The organism is Rhodococcus sp. GXMU-t2271 (assembly GCF_041414735.1).
Classification (GTDB): Bacteria; Actinomycetota; Actinomycetes; order Mycobacteriales; family Mycobacteriaceae; genus Rhodococcus; species Rhodococcus indonesiensis.
The window spans coordinates 1-16,453 of sequence record NZ_JAUIZP010000035.1; the positions used below are offsets into that span (position 1 = coordinate 1).

The window sequence follows — 16,453 nt, forward strand, 5'->3', positions numbered from 1 at the left end:
GCAACAAGCTCCCGCTCGTCGCGGCAGTCACCCGTCGGCGAGCTTCGTGAGCAGGCGGGCGAGTTCGGTGCGTTCGGGGCCGTCGAGGTGGGCGAAGAACTCGGTGGCCTCGGCGTCGCGCGCGGCATCGAGTTCGGCGGTGATGCGGCGGCCCTCGTCGGTGAGGTGGACGCACACGGCGCGACGGTCGGCGGGGTCGGCTACGCGGCGGGTCAGGCCGCGGGTCTCGAGCCGGTCGATCACCTCGGTCGCCGAGCGCGGCGCGATGCGCAGGGCCTTGGCGACGTCGCCGAGGCGCAGCGGCTCGGGAGAATGTCCGACGACGTGCAGCGCGCGGTGCTCGTGCGGGGACAGGTCCCACGGACCGAGGGTGGCGTGCCAGCGGCGGCGCAGCGTGCGGGTGGCGGTCATCAGCAGGTCGCGCAGCGCCGGGTCGGTGGGGACGTCGGACATGATGCGGATCATACCTCACTTGACGGTTGCCTCTTAGTGAGGCAACCTCAACAAGTACGTTTCCTGCCTCACGAAGGAGGTGATGGGCATGATGCAGCCTCCGCCGGGCGGCGGGCCGGGGCCGATGCGCCCCGCCAAGCCCGACCCCCGCGACCGCGCCCAGCTCGAGGAGTCGCCCGTGAGCGTGCGCCGCATCGGCGCGCTCTTCGCGCCCTACCGCTGGCAGGTCGCGCTCGTCGTCGCGCTCATCGTGGTGTCGTCGGTGATCACGCTCGCCAACCCGTTCCTCGTCCGCACCCTCATCGATCACGCGATCCCCGACCAGGACGTGCCGCTGCTGTTCGGTGCGGTCGGCGCGATGCTCGCCGTCACCGTCGTCGCCTCGATCCTCGGTGTGGTGCAGACATGGATCTCCACCACGGTGGGCCAGCACGTCATGCACGACCTGCGCACCCGCGTGTTCGACCATCTGCAGCGGCAGTCCCTCGGCTTCTTCACCCGTACCCGCGGCGGGGAGATCCAGTCCCGGCTGACCAACGACATCGGCGGCATGCAGAACGTCGTCACCTCCACGGCGACCTCGATCGCCTCCAACGTCACCACCGTCGTCGGCACGGCCGTCGCGATGGCGGTGCTCAGCTGGCGGTTGTCGCTGCTGTCCCTGCTGGTGCTGCCGCCGGCGATCTGGCTCACCCGCAAGGTCGCCCTGATGCGCCGCGAGATCACCACCGTGCGCCAGCGCCGGCTCGCCGACATGCAGACCCAGATCGAGGAGAGCCTCTCGCTCAGCGGCGTCCTGCTCGGCAAGACCCTCGGCACCGGGCCGGCCATGTCGGAGCGCTTCGCCCGCACCTCCACCGAACTCGCCGACCTCGAGGTGCGCTCCCAGTTGTCCGGGCGCTGGCGCATGGCCACGATGAACATCGTCTTCGCCGCCATCCCCGCCCTGCTCTACCTCGTCGCCGGCCTGCCCGCGACGTCGGGCGGGATGACCATAGGCACCCTCGTCGCGTTCACCGGTCTGCAGGCCACCCTGTTCCGGCCGCTGATGAGCCTGCTCGACGTGGGTGTCTCCGTCACCGGGTCGCTGGCGCTGTTCAGCCGTATCTTCGAGTACCTCGACCTCTCCGTCGAGATCGGCGAACCCACGAAACCGGTGCACCTGGACCTCGAACGCGTCGCCGGTGCCGTGCGGTTCGACGACGTCCGCTTCCGCTACGACGGCGCCGACCGGGACGCGCTCGCCGGCATCACCCTCGATGTGCCCGCGGGTTCACACGCCGCGCTCGTCGGCGAGACCGGTTCGGGGAAGACAACTCTCGGGTCGCTCGTCGCGCGACTGTACGACCCCACGTCGGGGCGGGTGACGATCGACGGCGTCGACGTACGCGACCTGCCGCTCGCCGACATCGCGAGCCTGGTCGGTGTCGTCTCCCAGGAGACGTACCTGCTGCACGCCACGGTCCGGGAGAACCTGCGTCATGCCAAGCCCGACGCGACCGACGCCGAGATCGAGCAGGCCGCGCGCGCCGCGCACATCCACGACCTGCTGTGCTCGCTGCCGGACGGCTACGACACCGTCGTCGGGGCGCGCGGGCACCGCTTCTCCGGCGGCGAGAAGCAGCGCCTCGCCATCGCCCGCACCCTGCTGCGCGACCCGCGCATCCTGGTGCTGGACGAGGCGACCAGCGCCCTCGACAACGAGACCGAACGCGCGGTGCAGGCCGCCCTGGACGCGGCCCGCCGCGATCGCACGACCCTCACCGTCGCACACCGCCTCTCGACCGTCCGCGACGCCGACACCATCGTCGTCCTCGACCACGGCCGCATTGTGGAACAAGGCAGCCACGACGAACTGCTCGCCCGCGACGGCAGATACGCCGCGCTCGCGGCCCGCACCCGACCGCTGGAAGTCGGCGTGTGACCGCCGCTCACCCGGACACGGAGAGGGCGCCGGTCCGCAGGCGCCGCACCGCATCCGCCGTCGGCACCACAGCAGCGCATCGCGCCGCGAGGTACTGCAGCGCCTCGGTGTGCTCACGCCGGGAGAAGTCCGCGACCCCGTCCGCGACGACGAAGACCTGCACGTCCTGCATGAAGCCGTCCAGCGCGGTGCTCAGGCACCCGATGTGGGCGTAGACGCCGGTCACGACGAGCTGGTCCCGGCCCCACACGCGCATCCGCTCCCGCAGGTCGGTGCGGATGAACGCGCTGTAGCGCCACTTGGTGAGCTGCACGTCGTCCTCGCGCGGCGCCAGTTCGGCGACGACGGACGTCAGAGCCGGGTCGTCGGCCAGGCCGGGGCCCCAGAAGTCGGTGAGCAGTGCGCGCTCGGCCGGATCCTGATCGCCCGGCTGGGCGGTGTAGACGACGGGAATGCCCGCCTCGTACGCCGACCGCCGGATCGCATCGATGTTCGGCACCACCGTTGCCAGCGGATCCGCCGTGCGGTCGAACGCGCGGACGAAGTACTCCTGCATGTCGTGCACGAGCAGCACCGCCCGCCGCGGATCGATCGTCCAGTCGACGGTGTTCTCCGGCAGGTCCGTGGGCAGCGGATAGGAGACGGACTTCGGCAGGGCCATCACAGGATTCGCTTTCTGTCGTCGGGGGGCTCAGTGCTGCAGGGTCGCGGCGAGCGCGCGACGCAACTCGGCGCGGCTGGTCTTGCCCACCCCGGTGACGGGGAAGGCGTCGACGAGGACCACCTTGTCGGGGATCTTGTACGCGGCCAGTCCCCGTTCCCGCAGGAACGCCTTCAGCGCCGGGGTCTTCGGCGCTGTCCCGTCGGCGACGACGAACGCGCACGTGCGCTCCCCGAGGTAGGCGTCGGGCACGGCCACCACCGCGGCGTCCAGGACACCCGGGTGGGCGAGCAGGTGGTTCTCCACCTCTTCGGCGGCGATCTTCTCGCCACCCCGATTGATCTGGTCCTTCGCGCGGCCCTCGACGACGACGTAGCCGTCCTCGGTCAGGCGCACGAGGTCGCCGGTGCGGTAGAACCCGTCGGGGGTGAACGCCGTCGCATTGTGCTCGGGTGCGGCGTAGTAGCCGCGGATCGTGTACGGGCCGCGGGTGAGCAGATGGCCCGTCGCACCGGGGGCGACGGGCCGATCCTCGTCGTCGACGATCCGGATCTCGTCGTGCGGGCTGACGGGACGGCCCTGCGTACCGACGACGGTGGCGTCGGGGTCGTCGAGCCGGGTGTAGTTGACCAGGCCCTCCGCCATCCCGAACACCTGCTGCAGGGTGCAGCCGAGTTCGGGCCGCACCCGCGCGGCCGCTTCGGCGCCGAACTTCGCGCCGCCGACCTGCAGGACCTGCAGCGACGACAAGTCGCGGCCGGTGCGGGCCCGCGCCGACAGCCACGCCAGTGCGAGTGGGGGCACGAGCGACGCCATGGTGATCCGCTCCTGCTCGATCAGCTCGAAGGCGGTGTCGGGGCTCGGGTCCGGCGCCAGCACGATCGTGCCGCCGGCGTGCAGGACCCCGAGGATCCCGGGTGAGCTCATCGGAAAGTTGTGTGCCGCCGGCAGAACCACGAGCATCCGGGTGCCGGCGTCGACGCCGCAGATGCGGGCCGACTCGCGCACGGAGTACAGGTAGTCGGTGTGGGTGCGCGGGATCAGCTTCGGGGTTCCGGTCGTCCCACCCGAGAGCTGCAGGAACGCGACGGATTCCGGGTCGACGTCGGCGCGCACGTCCGGCTCGTGCTCGCGCAGCGCATCGAGCGGGGTGAACTCCTGAGCGTCGCCGGCGACGACCACGACGGGTGGTCGGTCGAGATCCGCGCACACCTGCCGGGCCAGACCCCGGTAGTCGAATCCGCCGTGCTCGCCGGCGATCACGTATGCGGCGGCGTCGGTGAACCGGCAGAAGTACCCGATCTCGGCGCTGCGGTGCGCGGGCAATGCGAACACCGGCAGCGCACCGAGACGGAACACCGCGAAGACCACCTCGGTGTACTCGACGATGTTGGGCAGCTGCACCAGGACCCGGTCGCCGCGCTGCACCCCGGTCGCCGCGAGGCCCGCGGCGATCCGGTCCGCCGTATCGGACAACTCGCGGTAAGTGATCCGTCGTTCGGAGCCGTGGGTGTCGCGGCCGACGATCGCGATGCGCCCGCCGTGGCGGTCGGCCCGTGCGGACAGGAACCGGACGAACGTCTCGTCCGTCCAGTAGCCTGCGGCGCGATAGAGTTCCGCGAACTCCCGCGGGTAACCGGCGGTGGCGGCCAGGGGAGTCCGGGTGGCGGCGATCGTCACGGGGGTCCTTTCGGGTCAGGCGCGCAGCGTGGCGCCGCCGTCGACGTACAGGGTCTGCATGGTGATGTGGCGGGCGCGGTCGGAGAGCAGGAACTCGACGGCGTCGGCGATGTCGGCGGGCTCGGCGATGCGGCCCAGGGGAATACCCACCTTGAACGAGGCGGCGTCCCCGTCGATCGCGGTGCGGGCACCCGCGTCGTCGGCCGGATCCGGCCACAGGGACCGCTGCATCGCAGTGTCCGTGGAACCGGGCGCGACGACGTTGGCGCGCACCCCGAACCGGGCCAGCTCGAGACCGAGCACCCGGACGATCATGTGGGCGGCGGACTTCGACGCCCCGTAGGCGCCCATCCCGAGGCGGGGCACGCCCGCCGAGTTCGAACCGACCGTGACGATCGCGCCGTGCCGGCGTTCGCGCATCCCGCGGCCGACGACGCGCAGCACGTTGACCAGGCCGGTGACGTTGACGTCGAACATCTTCCGCCATTCGGCGGGATCGCAGTCGAGCACCGATCCGGTGGTGAACACACCCGCGACGTGGGCCAGCGCGTCGACCGGTCCGTGCTCGGCTTCGATGTGCGCGACCGTCTCGGTGACGGCGGCCGCATCGCACACGTCGAGACCGTGCACGGGGGCGGGCACGTCGAGCAGCGCGGCGGTCTCGGCCAGGCCGTCGAGATCCCGGTCGGCGAGGACGACGCGGTGCCCGGCCTTCGCGAGGGTGCGGGCGGTGGCGCGGCCGATGCCGTGGGCGGCGCCGACGACGAGGGTGACGGACCGGCTCATCGCCGTACCCCGAGCGCGTCGAGCACTGTGCCGAACTTCGTTGTGGTCTCGGCGAGTTCGTCGGCCGGATCCGACCCGGCGACGATGCCGCCGCCGGCATGGGTGGTGAGCGTGGTGCCGTCGGCGTCGAGGACGGCGCAGCGGATCGTCACCATCCATTCGCCGTCACCGTCCCGGTCGGCCCAGCCCACGGCACCGGCGTAGAAGCCGCGGTCGCCCTCCAGCTCGCGGATCAGTGCCCGGGCCGCAGCGGTCGGCGTGCCGCAGATCGCGGGGGTCGGATGCACGGCCAGAGCCAGGTCGAGCGCGGTGACCGACCGGTCCCGCAACCGGCCCGAGATCGGGGTGCCCAGGTGCCAGAGCTGCCGGGTGCTCGTCAGCGTCGGCGTACGGGGGATGTCGAGGTCGCTGCACAGCGGGTCGAGACTCGCGCGCAGAGCCTCGACGACATGGGCGTGCTCGGCGAGGTTCTTCTCCGATGCGGCGAGACGTTGCGCGGTGCGCCCGTCCACCTCGGGGTCCGGATGCCGGGGTGCGGACCCGGCCAGCGGATGACAGGTGACGAGATCGCCACGGCGGCGGACGAGTACCTCGGGACTGGCACCGACGAGATGCCGGCCGGTCCACGCCCCGCCGGCGGCGGTGAGGTCGACGGCGAAACCGTTGCCGGCGGGGTCGTTTCCGGCCAGCCGGGCGAGCAGCGACATCGGTGCCACGGGTGCGTCCGCCCGCAGGAGCAGTGCCCGGGCCAGCACCACCTTCGCCAGGTCGTCGGCCGGGTCGCGCAGCTGCCGCAACGCCGTCGCCACCCGGTCGAGGTGTTCGTCCTCGGCGGGCATCGTCGCGGCGATCCGCACCGGCGCGAGCGGGACGGTGCCGTCCCCGAGGGGGTCGGGCTCGTGCCGCAGCGCGACGGGTGCCGTGAGCGCGGCGCGGTGATCGGGGGCGAACGGCAGGGCGCCCACGACGGCCGCCACCGAGCCGGCGCGCAGCGCGGCTGCGGCCTCGTCGGCCGAGTCGAACCGGACGTCGACGCCGTCCGCTACGACGGTGCCGTGCGGACGCGACAGCACGAACGGGGCGGCGGCCGTGACCTGCCGCGAGGCGGCGGTATCGACCTGCCGCGAGGCGGCGGTGCCGCGGGCGGCGACCGGTGCTTGCATGTGCACAGACCTCTCGTAGCGGTGACAGGGACGGTCGTGGTGCCGCGCACCCGACCCAGCAGAACATATACGGTTAGCCTAACCTTTGGTATCGTCACGTTTCGCGCCGGACCGACCTCACGGCTCGTGATGCGATACGGCACAGTCGAATTCGACCGTAGAAAGGGGATCGATCGTGCCCACGTCCGGCCTGTCGACCTCGGAGTTTCCGCTGACGCGGGCCCAGTCCGGCGTGTGGTTCGCCCAGCAGCTCGACCCCGCGAACCCCGTCTTCAACACCGCGGAATGCGTCGAACTCCGCGGCGAGGTCGACGTGGCTGCCGTGACGCGCGCGGTCCGGGAGACCGTCGCCGAGGCCGAGGTGCTGACCGCGGCCTTCGTCGCGCAGGCCGACGGGTCGGTCGTCATCCGTCCCGGCGCGCACGAGCCGCCGGACCCCGCCGTGGTCGATCTGCGCGGCGAACCCGACCCGGAAGCGGCCGCGCGGCGCTGGATGCGCGAGGACCACACGCGCGTACTCGACCCCGCGCGGGAACTCTGCCTGCGGGCCGCCGTGCTCCGGCTCGACGACCGGCACGCGATTCTCTACCTGTGCATCCACCACCTGGTGATCGATGCCTACGGCTTCGGACTGCTCACCCGGCGCATCGCCGAGCGCTACACCGCCGACGTGCTCGGACGCCCGGTGCCGCCGGCGAGGTTCGCCCCGCTCGCCCCCATCGTGGCCGAGGAGGCCGCCTACCGCGCGTCCGCGGACTTCGCCGCCGACCGGGACTTCTGGGCCGGGTACCTCGACGGCGCCGAGGACGCCGTGGCCCTCGCCGACGGTCCCGGCGGCATCGCCGTCCGCTGCCGGGGTCTGCGTCTGACCCTGACCGCCGAACAGCAGCAGGGACTCTCGCGGCTCGGCAAGGCCATCGGGGCGAGCTGGGGCGACGTCGTCACCGCCGCTGTCGCCGCGTACCTGCGGGCCGCGACCGGACGCGGCGACGTGATCGTGGGATTTCCGGTGATGAACCGGCTGGGCAGCGCCGCGGCGACCGTACCGATGTCCGCAGTCAACGTCGTACCGCTGCGCCTGCGTCCCGACCCCGCCCGCACCCTCGCCGACCTCGTCGGCGATGTGCGCACCGCGGTGGCGGACTGCCGCCCGCACCACCGCTACCGCGGGGAGGACATCCAGAACGACCTCCGGCTGCCCGCCGGCTCCCGGGGCGTCGTCGGGCCCTCCGTCAACGTCAAACCGTTCGGCGACCGGTTGCGTTTCGCGGACCTGCACGCCGCGGTGCACTCCGTGGCCCGGGGCCCGCTGCAGGACTTCATGGTCACCGTGCGGCCGCTCGACCACACCGGTGGCCTCGAGATCTGGGTGGACGCGGACGCCGACGCCTACACCGCCGACGACCTCGAGCGGCACGCCCGCCGGCTCGAACTGCTCCTCACGCAGGTCGCCGCGCTCACCGACCCGCACCGGCCGCTGGCCCGGCTGCAGATCCTCGACCCCGGCGAGCGCCGCCGCCTCCTCGTCGAGCGCAGCGGCGACGACCTGCCGGTCCCTGCGGGTCTCACGCTGCCGGACCTGCTGGCCGCGCAGGTGGCCCGCGACCCGGACGCACCCGCGGTGCGCGATGCGGCCACCGCCCTGACCTTCGGTGAACTGGCCGCGCGCTCGCGCCGCCTCGCCCGTCATCTCCTGAGCCTCGGGCTCGGTCCGCAGCGGCGCGTCGCCGTCGCACTGCCGCGCCGCGCCGACACGCTGGTTGCGCTGTTCGCCGTCCTCGAGGCCGGTGCGACGGGTGTCCCGCTGGACCCCGACCATCCCCCCGAGCGGCTCGCCCACGTGCTCGCCGAGACCGCGCCCGGTGTCGTGCTCACCGGCGGCGACGGCGCCGCACGTATCGCCGAGATCTCCGGCACCGCGGGCCTACCCGATCCGGTGAACCTCGACGGGCTGGACCTGTCCGGCTACGACGCCGAGCCGCTGACCCACGCCGACCGCGGCCGTCCGCTGCACGAGCTCGACGTCGCCTACATCATCCACACCTCCGGTTCGACCGGCCGGCCCAAGGGCGTGGAGGTCCCGCACCGCGGCGCCGTCAACCTTTTTCACAGCCACCGCGAGCGCGTCTTCTCCCGGGCCCGCGCCGAGGCCGGCCGCGACCGCCTGCGGGTCGGGCACGCCTGGTCGTTCGCGTTCGACGCCTCGTGGGGCCCGCACCTGTGGCTGCTCGACGGGCACGAGCTGAGCATCGTCGACGAGGTCACCCAGCGTGACCCGCACCGGCTCGCCGAACTCGCCCGCAACGAGGGGTGGCACTTCGTCGAACTGTCGCCCGCGCAACTCGAGCAGATCGTCGAGGCCGACCTGCTGCCCGACGTGCCGACCCTCGGGTTCGGCGGCGACGCCGTCACCGACACCCTGTGGCGACGCCTGCGCGACCGCGACCGCGCCGCGTTCAACTTCTACGGCCCCACGGAGGGCACCGTCGACGTCCTCGTCGCCGAGGTGGGGGACGCGGCGGAACCCGTGATCGGCCGGCCGGTGGCGAACCTGCGGGCCTACGTGCTCGACGCCGCGCTCGAGCCCGTCCCGGAGGGCGTGGACGGCGAACTGTACGTCGCCGGCCCCGGCGTGGTGCGCGGCTACCTCGGCGCGCCCGGCGCGACCGCGGCGCGGTTCGTGGCAAACCCGTTCGGCGACAACGAAAGCCGCATGTACCGGACCGGCGACGTGCTGCGGTGGACCGCGGACGGCCACCTCGTCTACCGCGGCCGCCGGGACGACCAGGTCAAGATCCGCGGCTTCCGCGTCGAACTCGGCGAGGTCGAGGCGGCTCTGCAGGAACTGCCCGGCGTCGCGCGGGCCGTCGCCGTGGCGCGTCCCGACCCCACCGGCACCGCGCGGCTCGTCGCCTACCTGGTGGGCGGTGGCGGTGACGCGGCGGCGGCCCGCGAGCGCGTGGCGCGGCGGCTGCCGGCGCACATGATGCCGTCGGCGTTCGTGTTCCTCGACGCGCTGCCGCTCACCACCAACGGGAAGGTGGACCGCACGTCGTTGCCGGAACCGGACTTCGGGGCCCTCGTCGGCGGCCGCGCGGCCGCTACCGAACGCGAACGCCTGCTGTGCGCCGTGTTCGCGGACGTCCTGGGCCTCGACACCGTCGGCGTCGACGACGACTTCTTCCTCCTCGGCGGTCACTCCCTCGCGGCGGCCAAGCTGATCGCGAAGGTCCGCGACGCGCTCGGCGTGGAACTGCCGATCCGCACCGTCTTCGACCACCCGACCGTCGAGGCCCTCGCCGCGCAGTGCCCGGACGACGCTGCGGCCCTGCGGATCCCGCTGCGTCCGGTCGAACGCGGCGAGCACGCGCCGCTGTCGGCGGGGCAGCAGCGGCTGTGGTTCCAGTTCCGGCTCGAGGGTCCGAGCCCGACCTACAACGTGCCGCTGACGCTGCGCCTGCGCGGTGTCCCCGATCCGGTGGCGCTGCGCGGCGCGGTGCGCGCGGTACTGGACCGGCACGAGGTCCTGCGCACCGTGCTCGAGGACCACGACGGCGTCGGCCGGCAGCGCGTGCTCGCCGCACCCGGCGTGCCGTTCACCGCCCGCACCGTCGCGGCGGCCGACCTGGACGCGGCGGTGGCGGCCGAGGCGCGGCACGCGTTCGATCTCGAACGCGAGATCCCGATCAGGGTGGCGCTTTTCGACGGCGGATCCGCGGAGGCTGTGCTGCTGGTGCTCGTGCACCACGTCGCCGCCGACGAACTGTCCGCCCCGATCCTGCTGCGCGAACTCGGCGCGGCCTACGCCGCGGCGGCCGCCGGAAGCACCTGGACGCCGTCGCCGCTGCCGGTGCAGTACGCCGACTTCGCGGTGTGGCATCGCGAGATACTCGGCGGTGCAGGCGGACTCGCGGATCGACAGCTGGACTACTGGCGCGCCCGGCTGGACGGGATGCCCGAGGAACTCGCCCTGCTCACCGACCGGCCGCGCGGCGCGACGGCCACGTTCGCGGGCGGCACGGTCGAACGGACGGTCCCGTCGCACGTGGCCGATGCGCTGCGGGCCGTCGCGCGCGGTGCGGGCGCCACGATGTTCATGCTCGTGCACACCGCGGTCGCTGTCGCCCTCGCGCGCAGCGGCGCGGGGGAGGACCTCCCGATCGGCTCGCCCACCGCGGGCCGCCCCGCCGCTGAACTGGACGGCCTCGTCGGGTTCTTCGTCAACATGGTGGTGCTGCGGACGGACCTGTCCGGCGATCCCACGCTCGCCGAACTGCTCGCCCGGGTCCGCAGCACCGACCTCGACGCCTACGCGAATCAGGACCTGCCGTTCGACCGGCTTGTCGAGGCCCTGAACCCGTCCCGCAGCGTCGGCCGGCACCCGCTGTTCCAGGTGCTCGTGCAGCACCGCACCCCGCCGGTCGTCGACGCCTTCGCAGACCTGGAACCGCGGGTGTCCACCGTCGACACCGGCGCCGCCCTGTTCGACCTGACCTTCGACGTTGTCGAGGACGCGGGCGACGGCCTGCGGGTGCGGGTGGAGTACGCGCGGGACCTGTTCGACGCGCCCACCGCCGACGCGCTCGCGGGGCGCGTGGTGCGTGCCTTCGAGGCGCTCGCGACGGATCCGCGGACCCGGCTGTCCGCGCTCGACCTGCTCGCCGACGACGAACGTGACCGTCTCCGCTCCGGCAGCCCGTACGTATGTATGGACGAGATCGAAGACGTCGGCGTGGATACCCTGGGTGAGCTGTTCACCCGCCAGGCGCGGCGCACCCCGACCGCGACCGCGCTGGTCACCGCCACCGGGACGCTCACCTTCGGGGAACTGCACGCCCGTACCAGTCGGCTCGCGCGGCACCTGATCCGCCGCGGTGTGGGACCCGAGACGGTGGTCGGGCTGATGCTGCCGCGCGGCACCGACGCGATAGTTGCGGCCCTCGCGGTGTGGCAGGCCGGCGGCGCCTACGTGCCGGTCGATCCCGGGTACCCGGCCGAACGCATCGAGCACATGCTCGCCGACTGCCGGCCCGTCCTCGTCCTCGACGAGGTCGCGCTCGCCGCGGTGGACCCGACGCTCCCGGACACCCCGCTCGAGCCGGGCGAGCGTCCCGGCGCCGTCTCCGGCGACGGAGCCGCCTACGTCGTCTACACCTCCGGTTCGACCGGCCTCCCCAAGGGCGTCGTGGTGCCGCACCGCGGCGTCGTGAACCTGGTCGCGACCCAGCGGCGCCGGACCGTCGGCCGTGCGGAGGACCGGCCGCTGCGGGTGCTGCTGACCTACGCGCTGTCGTTCGACTCCTCGATCGATCCGTTGCTGTCCATGCTGGCCGGGCACGCGCTGTACCTGCCGGACGCCGACCTGCTCGCCGACGCCGCCGCCACCGTGGACTACGTGCGAGCCCACCGCATCGACGCCGTCGACTGCGTACCGCTGCTCATGACCGAACTGCTCGCCGCCGGCCTGTGCGATCCCGCGGCACCGCACCGGCCGGGCCTGCTCGCCGTCGGCGGGGAGGCCGTGTCCGCGGACCTGTGGTCGACGCTCGGGTCGATCGACGGGGTGCGGGCGCTGAACATGTACGGCCCCACCGAGTGCACGGTCGACGCCACCGTCGCCGAGATCGGCGGCGCGCGCCCGCACCTCGGGGCGCCGATCGACGGCGCCCGGGTGTACGTGCTCGACGAGCGCCTGCGCCTCGTGCCGACGGGTGTGGCCGGGGAGTTGTACGTCGGCGGGCCCGGTGTGACCCGCGGCTACCTGAACCGCCCCGGGCCGAGTGCGGCCCGCTACGTGGCCGATCCGTTCGGTGCCTCCGGAATCCGCCTCTACCGCACCGGCGATCGGGTGCGGTGGCTCGACGTCGGTGGCGACCGCCCGGTCCTCGAATACCTCGGCCGCAGCGACGATCAGGTCAAGATCCGCGGGTTCCGCATCGAACTCGGCGAGATCGAGACCGTGCTGTCGACGCACCCGTCGGTCGCGGGCTGCGTGGTCGTGGCCCGGGAGGACGAGCCGGGCCGTCGCCGGCTCGTCGGCTATGTCGTCGGCGCGGCACCCGACCCGGAGGCGTTGCGGCAGCACGTGTCCCGCCGCCTGCCCGAGCACATGGTGCCGGCCGCGATCGTGGTGCTCGACGCGTTCCCGATCACCCCGAACGGCAAGGTCGATCGGCGGGCGCTGCCCGCTCCGGTCTTCGCACCCGCCGGTGCGTCCCGCGCCCCGGCGAACGACCTCGAGCGGCGCCTGTGCGCGGTGGTGGCCGAGGTGCTGCACCTGCACGCCGTCGGTCCGGACGACGACTTCTTCTCCCTCGGTGGCGATTCGATCGTCTCGATCCAGCTCGTGTCGCGTGCTCGCGCGGCGGGACTGCGGTTCGCCGCGCGCGACGTGTTCGAACACCGCACCCCGGCGGGCCTGGCCCGGATCGTGCAGGTCGACCCGGTGGCGGAGGCGACGGATCGAACCGCGGCCCTGGGGCTCGTGCCCGCGACCCCGATCGTGCACGACCTCCTCGACCGCGGTGGTCCCTACCGGAGCTTCGCCCAGTCCCGGCTGCTGATCGCACCCGCCGGGCTCGACCTCGCCACCCTGGTGGGCGCGGTGGGCCGAGTGCTCGCGGCACACGACGCCCTGCGCGCCGTGTTCGATCCGACCGCACGGACCTTCGACATCCGTCCGGTGGAGGCGGTCGCTCCCGCCACGCTCGTCGCCCGGGTGGACGTCCGTGGCCTCGACGAGCGGGCGTGCTCGTCGGTGCTGTCCGAGCAGACCGACGTCGCCTGCGCCGCTCTCGATCCCGAGACCGGCGCGATGCTGCGGGTGGTCTTCTTCGACGCCGGGCCGGACCGTCCGGGTCGGATCCTGGTGGTGATACACCACCTGGTGGTCGACGGGGTCTCGTGGCGGATCCTGGTCCCGGACCTGGCCGCCGCGTGCGAGGGCACCGAACCGGCCGGCGGGGGAACGCCTCTGCGTACGTGGGCGCGGGGACTGCTGGAGCAGGTTCCGGCGCGGCGCGGCGAACTGGCATTGTGGCGCCGCGCCCTCGAACCGGCCGGATGCGTGCGAATCGCCGGGCGGGGTGTGGATCCGGCGCGTGACACGCTGGCGACGGTCTCGCGGGTGCAGGTGCAGGTTCCGGCGTCGGTGACCGAGGCGCTGCTGACGACGGTGCCGGAGCGTTTCCGCGCCGGGGTCGACGACGTGCTGCTCACCGCCCTGGCGCTGACGGTGGGCCGGGCGTGCGGCGGTGGGGCGGTCCCGGTGGACCGGGAGGGGCACGGACGCGAGGAGCAGGTGGTGCCCGGCGCCGACCTGTCCCGCACCGTCGGCTGGTTCACCACCCTGTATCCGGTCCGTCTCGACGTGTCGGGGGTGGACCTCGCCGAGGCCTTCGCCGGTGGGGACGCCGCCGGCGCGGCGCTCAAACTGGTCAAGGAGCAACTGCGGGAGATCCCGGACAGCGGAATCGGATTCGGCATGCTCCGGCACCTCGATCCCGAGTCCCGGACCGAACTCGGGGCCGCGCCGGCAGCGGAGATCGGGTTCAACTATCTCGGCCGGCTGACCCTCGGTGAGGGGACCGGCGCGCCGTGGACGGCCGCTCCGGAGGCCGACGTGCTCGGTGGCGCCACCGACGACGCGATGCCGGTGAGCCACGCGATCGAGGTCGGTGCCGTCACCGAGGAGACGCCGGCCGGACCGGTGCTCCGCGCGACGTGGGGCTACGCCACCGGCGTCGTGCCGGCGTCCGTCGTCGCCGAGTTGGCGCATGGCTGGGTCGCGGCACTGTGTGCGCTCGCCGACCACGCCGCGCGCGACGACGCGGGCGGCTTCACGCCCTCCGATCTGACGCTGAGCGACCTCGACCAGTCCGAGATCGACGAGTTCGCCCTGGAGTTCGGATGAGTTTCACCGCCCTGGGCAATGAAGCACGCGGCATCACTGATTCGGGCCGTCCACCGCCGGGTGACGACGTGCTCTTCGATCGCCCGCCGGTGGACAGCAGATGCGCTGGAGCGCGAGTTCTGTATCCGAGTCCCGACTCGGCAGCGTGGCCGGTCTCTCGGCGTCGAATCCTGCCCGCGGATCGGTCCACGCCACGGCCGAGATGTGGAACGCACGACGGGGACCCTCCCGGCGGAGTGCCGCTGCGCGGCCGGATCGGCGGTGCTGGGGCGGCGGGGCAAGGGATCGACTCGCATCTTGCCGCCCCAGCACAGGCGCCACTCGAAGGGTCTATGCAAGGAACCCGCTCATGGGGCAGTGATCACTTCGCCGAGGGCTGGGCTTCGTAGGTGACCCAGTTCGTTCGTGTGGCGAGGGTGTTGTAGAGCGCCTGGGCTCGGTGGTTGTCCTCGGCGGTCACCCACTGCACCACGGCGCGGCCCTCGGCTGCGGCCATCTCGGTGAGACGCTCGATCAGTGCACGTCCGACACCCCGGCCCCGGGCCGCGGGGTCGGTGAACAGGTCGTCGAGGAAGAGACCGGTGGTGCCGGTGTAGGGCGAGGAGAAACGACGGTGGTGTGCGAACCCGAGGATCTCGCCGTGCGCCTCCGCGACGAGCGCCTTGCATTCGTGTCGGGGATCCATGAACCATCCCCATACGCGGGAGACGACGTCCTCTGACTCGGGCAGCTTGTAGAACGTGCGGTATTCACGGAAGAGGACGCGCCAGCGAGTCTCGTCGGCGGGGGCGAGCGGTCGGACCGTCGTAGGGGTGGTCGTTGCCAATTCGGTTGCTCCTGTATGTGTTCGAAGATCTCGGGTCGAGCGGTACCAGTGCGTAGTGTCCGCGGGCCCTGCGCCTGCGAAGTTCGATGCGGGATGCGCTGCGCCCAGCGAGAGGCAGCGTTCGAGCAGTGCTGCGCGGAAATACGAGCGGTGGTGGCCCGTCACCGGCAGGCGGCGATGAGTTCCTCGAGTCGGGTGGTTTCGGGTTCATCGAGGGGAAGCAGGGGCCGGCGCGGGGTTCCCGCCTCGACGCCGACGCTGCGCAGGCCCGCCTTGATCGTGGCCGGAAGCCCGCGGCTGACGATCATGTCGAGGAGCGGACGGAGCCGGTCGAAGAGTTCGGCCGCCTCGTCCTCCCGGCCCGTGGTGATCGCGCGGTGGAACTCGACGATCCGGTGCGGGATCAGGCACGGTGCCGCCGTGCACCAGCCTGCGGCCCCCGCCTGAAAGGCCCTCTGCGCCAGCGGGTTGCTGCCGTTGAAGAACGCAAGTGTGTTGCCGCTGAGTTCGTTCAGGCGGTGCATGCGCGCAATGTCGCCGGTGGACTCTTTGACCATCGTGATGTTCTCAACGGTGGTGACGAGGTCGAACAGGAACTCGGCGGTCATGTCGATGCCGGTGGTAGCTGGGTTGTTGTAGACCATCACCGGGATTCCGATCGATTCGGCGAGGGTGGTGAAGTGCAGCCGGACCTCTTCCTCGGTGAGGCGCCAGTACGAGGTGGGCAGCGCCATCACGGCCGTGGCGCCGAGGCGTTCGGCGATCTGCGCGCGACGGATCGTGCCGGCAGTGGTCAGGTCCGAGACTCCGACGACCGTCGGCACCCGGCCGTCGGTGTGCTGGATGGTTTCGGTTGCGACGGTGATCCACTCGTTGTGGTCGAGGTAGGCGCTCTCTCCGGTGCTCCCGAGAGGCGCGATCGCGTCGACGCCTGCATCGATCATGCGGTCCAGCAGCAGGTGCAGGATGTCGACGTTGATCGTGTCGGGGTCTCGGTTGTCGAACGGTGTGACGGGGTACGCAACGATTCCGCTGATTGTGGTCAAGG

Annotated in this window: 9 protein-coding genes; 2 read left to right on the forward strand and 7 right to left on the reverse strand. The window is 72.4% G+C overall.

Translation table 11 applies throughout. From position 1 onward, the window contains the following. Positions 1–27: 27 nt before the first annotated feature. Positions 28–465: a MarR family winged helix-turn-helix transcriptional regulator gene (locus QYS60_RS13480; RefSeq protein WP_003936762.1), complete on the reverse strand. Its 438-nt coding sequence runs from the start codon at positions 463–465 to the stop codon at positions 28–30. A gap of 76 nt (positions 466–541) precedes the next feature. Between QYS60_RS13480 and QYS60_RS13485 the strand changes: the two genes are divergently transcribed. Next, on the forward strand, positions 542–2,377 hold the full coding sequence (locus QYS60_RS13485) for an ABC transporter ATP-binding protein (RefSeq protein WP_371383420.1): 1,836 nt from the start codon (positions 542–544) through the stop codon (positions 2,375–2,377). 7 nt (positions 2,378–2,384) lie between these two features. Here QYS60_RS13485 and QYS60_RS13490 read toward each other — a convergent pair whose 3' ends face one another. From QYS60_RS13490 to QYS60_RS13505, 4 genes are read right to left on the reverse strand one after another with little or no spacing between them, the layout of a single operon-like run. After that, positions 2,385–3,038 (reverse strand): isochorismatase family protein, encoded by a 654-nt coding sequence (locus tag QYS60_RS13490; RefSeq protein WP_289377523.1) that lies wholly within the window; start codon positions 3,036–3,038, stop codon positions 2,385–2,387. Between the two features lie 30 nt (positions 3,039–3,068). Further along, positions 3,069–4,718: a (2,3-dihydroxybenzoyl)adenylate synthase gene (locus tag QYS60_RS13495; protein WP_371383421.1), complete on the reverse strand. Its 1,650-nt coding sequence runs from the start codon at positions 4,716–4,718 to the stop codon at positions 3,069–3,071. Positions 4,719–4,733: 15 nt separating this feature from the next. Then, the gene (locus tag QYS60_RS13500; protein WP_289377525.1) at positions 4,734–5,504 is read right to left on the reverse strand and encodes a 2,3-dihydro-2,3-dihydroxybenzoate dehydrogenase; all 771 of its coding nucleotides are present in this window, start codon (positions 5,502–5,504) and stop codon (positions 4,734–4,736) included. Beyond that, positions 5,501–6,667, reverse strand: coding sequence for an isochorismate synthase MenF (locus QYS60_RS13505; protein ID WP_371383422.1), 1,167 nt, complete (start codon positions 6,665–6,667; stop codon positions 5,501–5,503). Before QYS60_RS13505 ends, QYS60_RS13500 begins: the two co-directional genes overlap by 4 nt. Before the next feature lie 175 nt (positions 6,668–6,842). On the opposite strand from QYS60_RS13505, the gene QYS60_RS13510 reads away from it, so the two are divergent. Beyond that, positions 6,843–14,579 (forward strand): amino acid adenylation domain-containing protein, encoded by a 7,737-nt coding sequence (locus QYS60_RS13510; protein WP_371383423.1) that lies wholly within the window; start codon positions 6,843–6,845, stop codon positions 14,577–14,579. 361 nt (positions 14,580–14,940) lie between these two features. Here QYS60_RS13510 and QYS60_RS13515 read toward each other — a convergent pair whose 3' ends face one another. Then, a complete protein-coding gene (locus tag QYS60_RS13515) occupies positions 14,941–15,405 on the reverse strand; it encodes an N-acetyltransferase family protein (RefSeq protein WP_371383424.1) in 465 nt (154 codons plus the stop codon). 161 nt (positions 15,406–15,566) lie between these two features. Continuing rightward, positions 15,567–16,451, reverse strand: coding sequence for a dihydrodipicolinate synthase family protein (locus QYS60_RS13520; protein ID WP_371383425.1), 885 nt, complete (start codon positions 16,449–16,451; stop codon positions 15,567–15,569). Positions 16,452–16,453 lie beyond the last annotated feature (2 nt).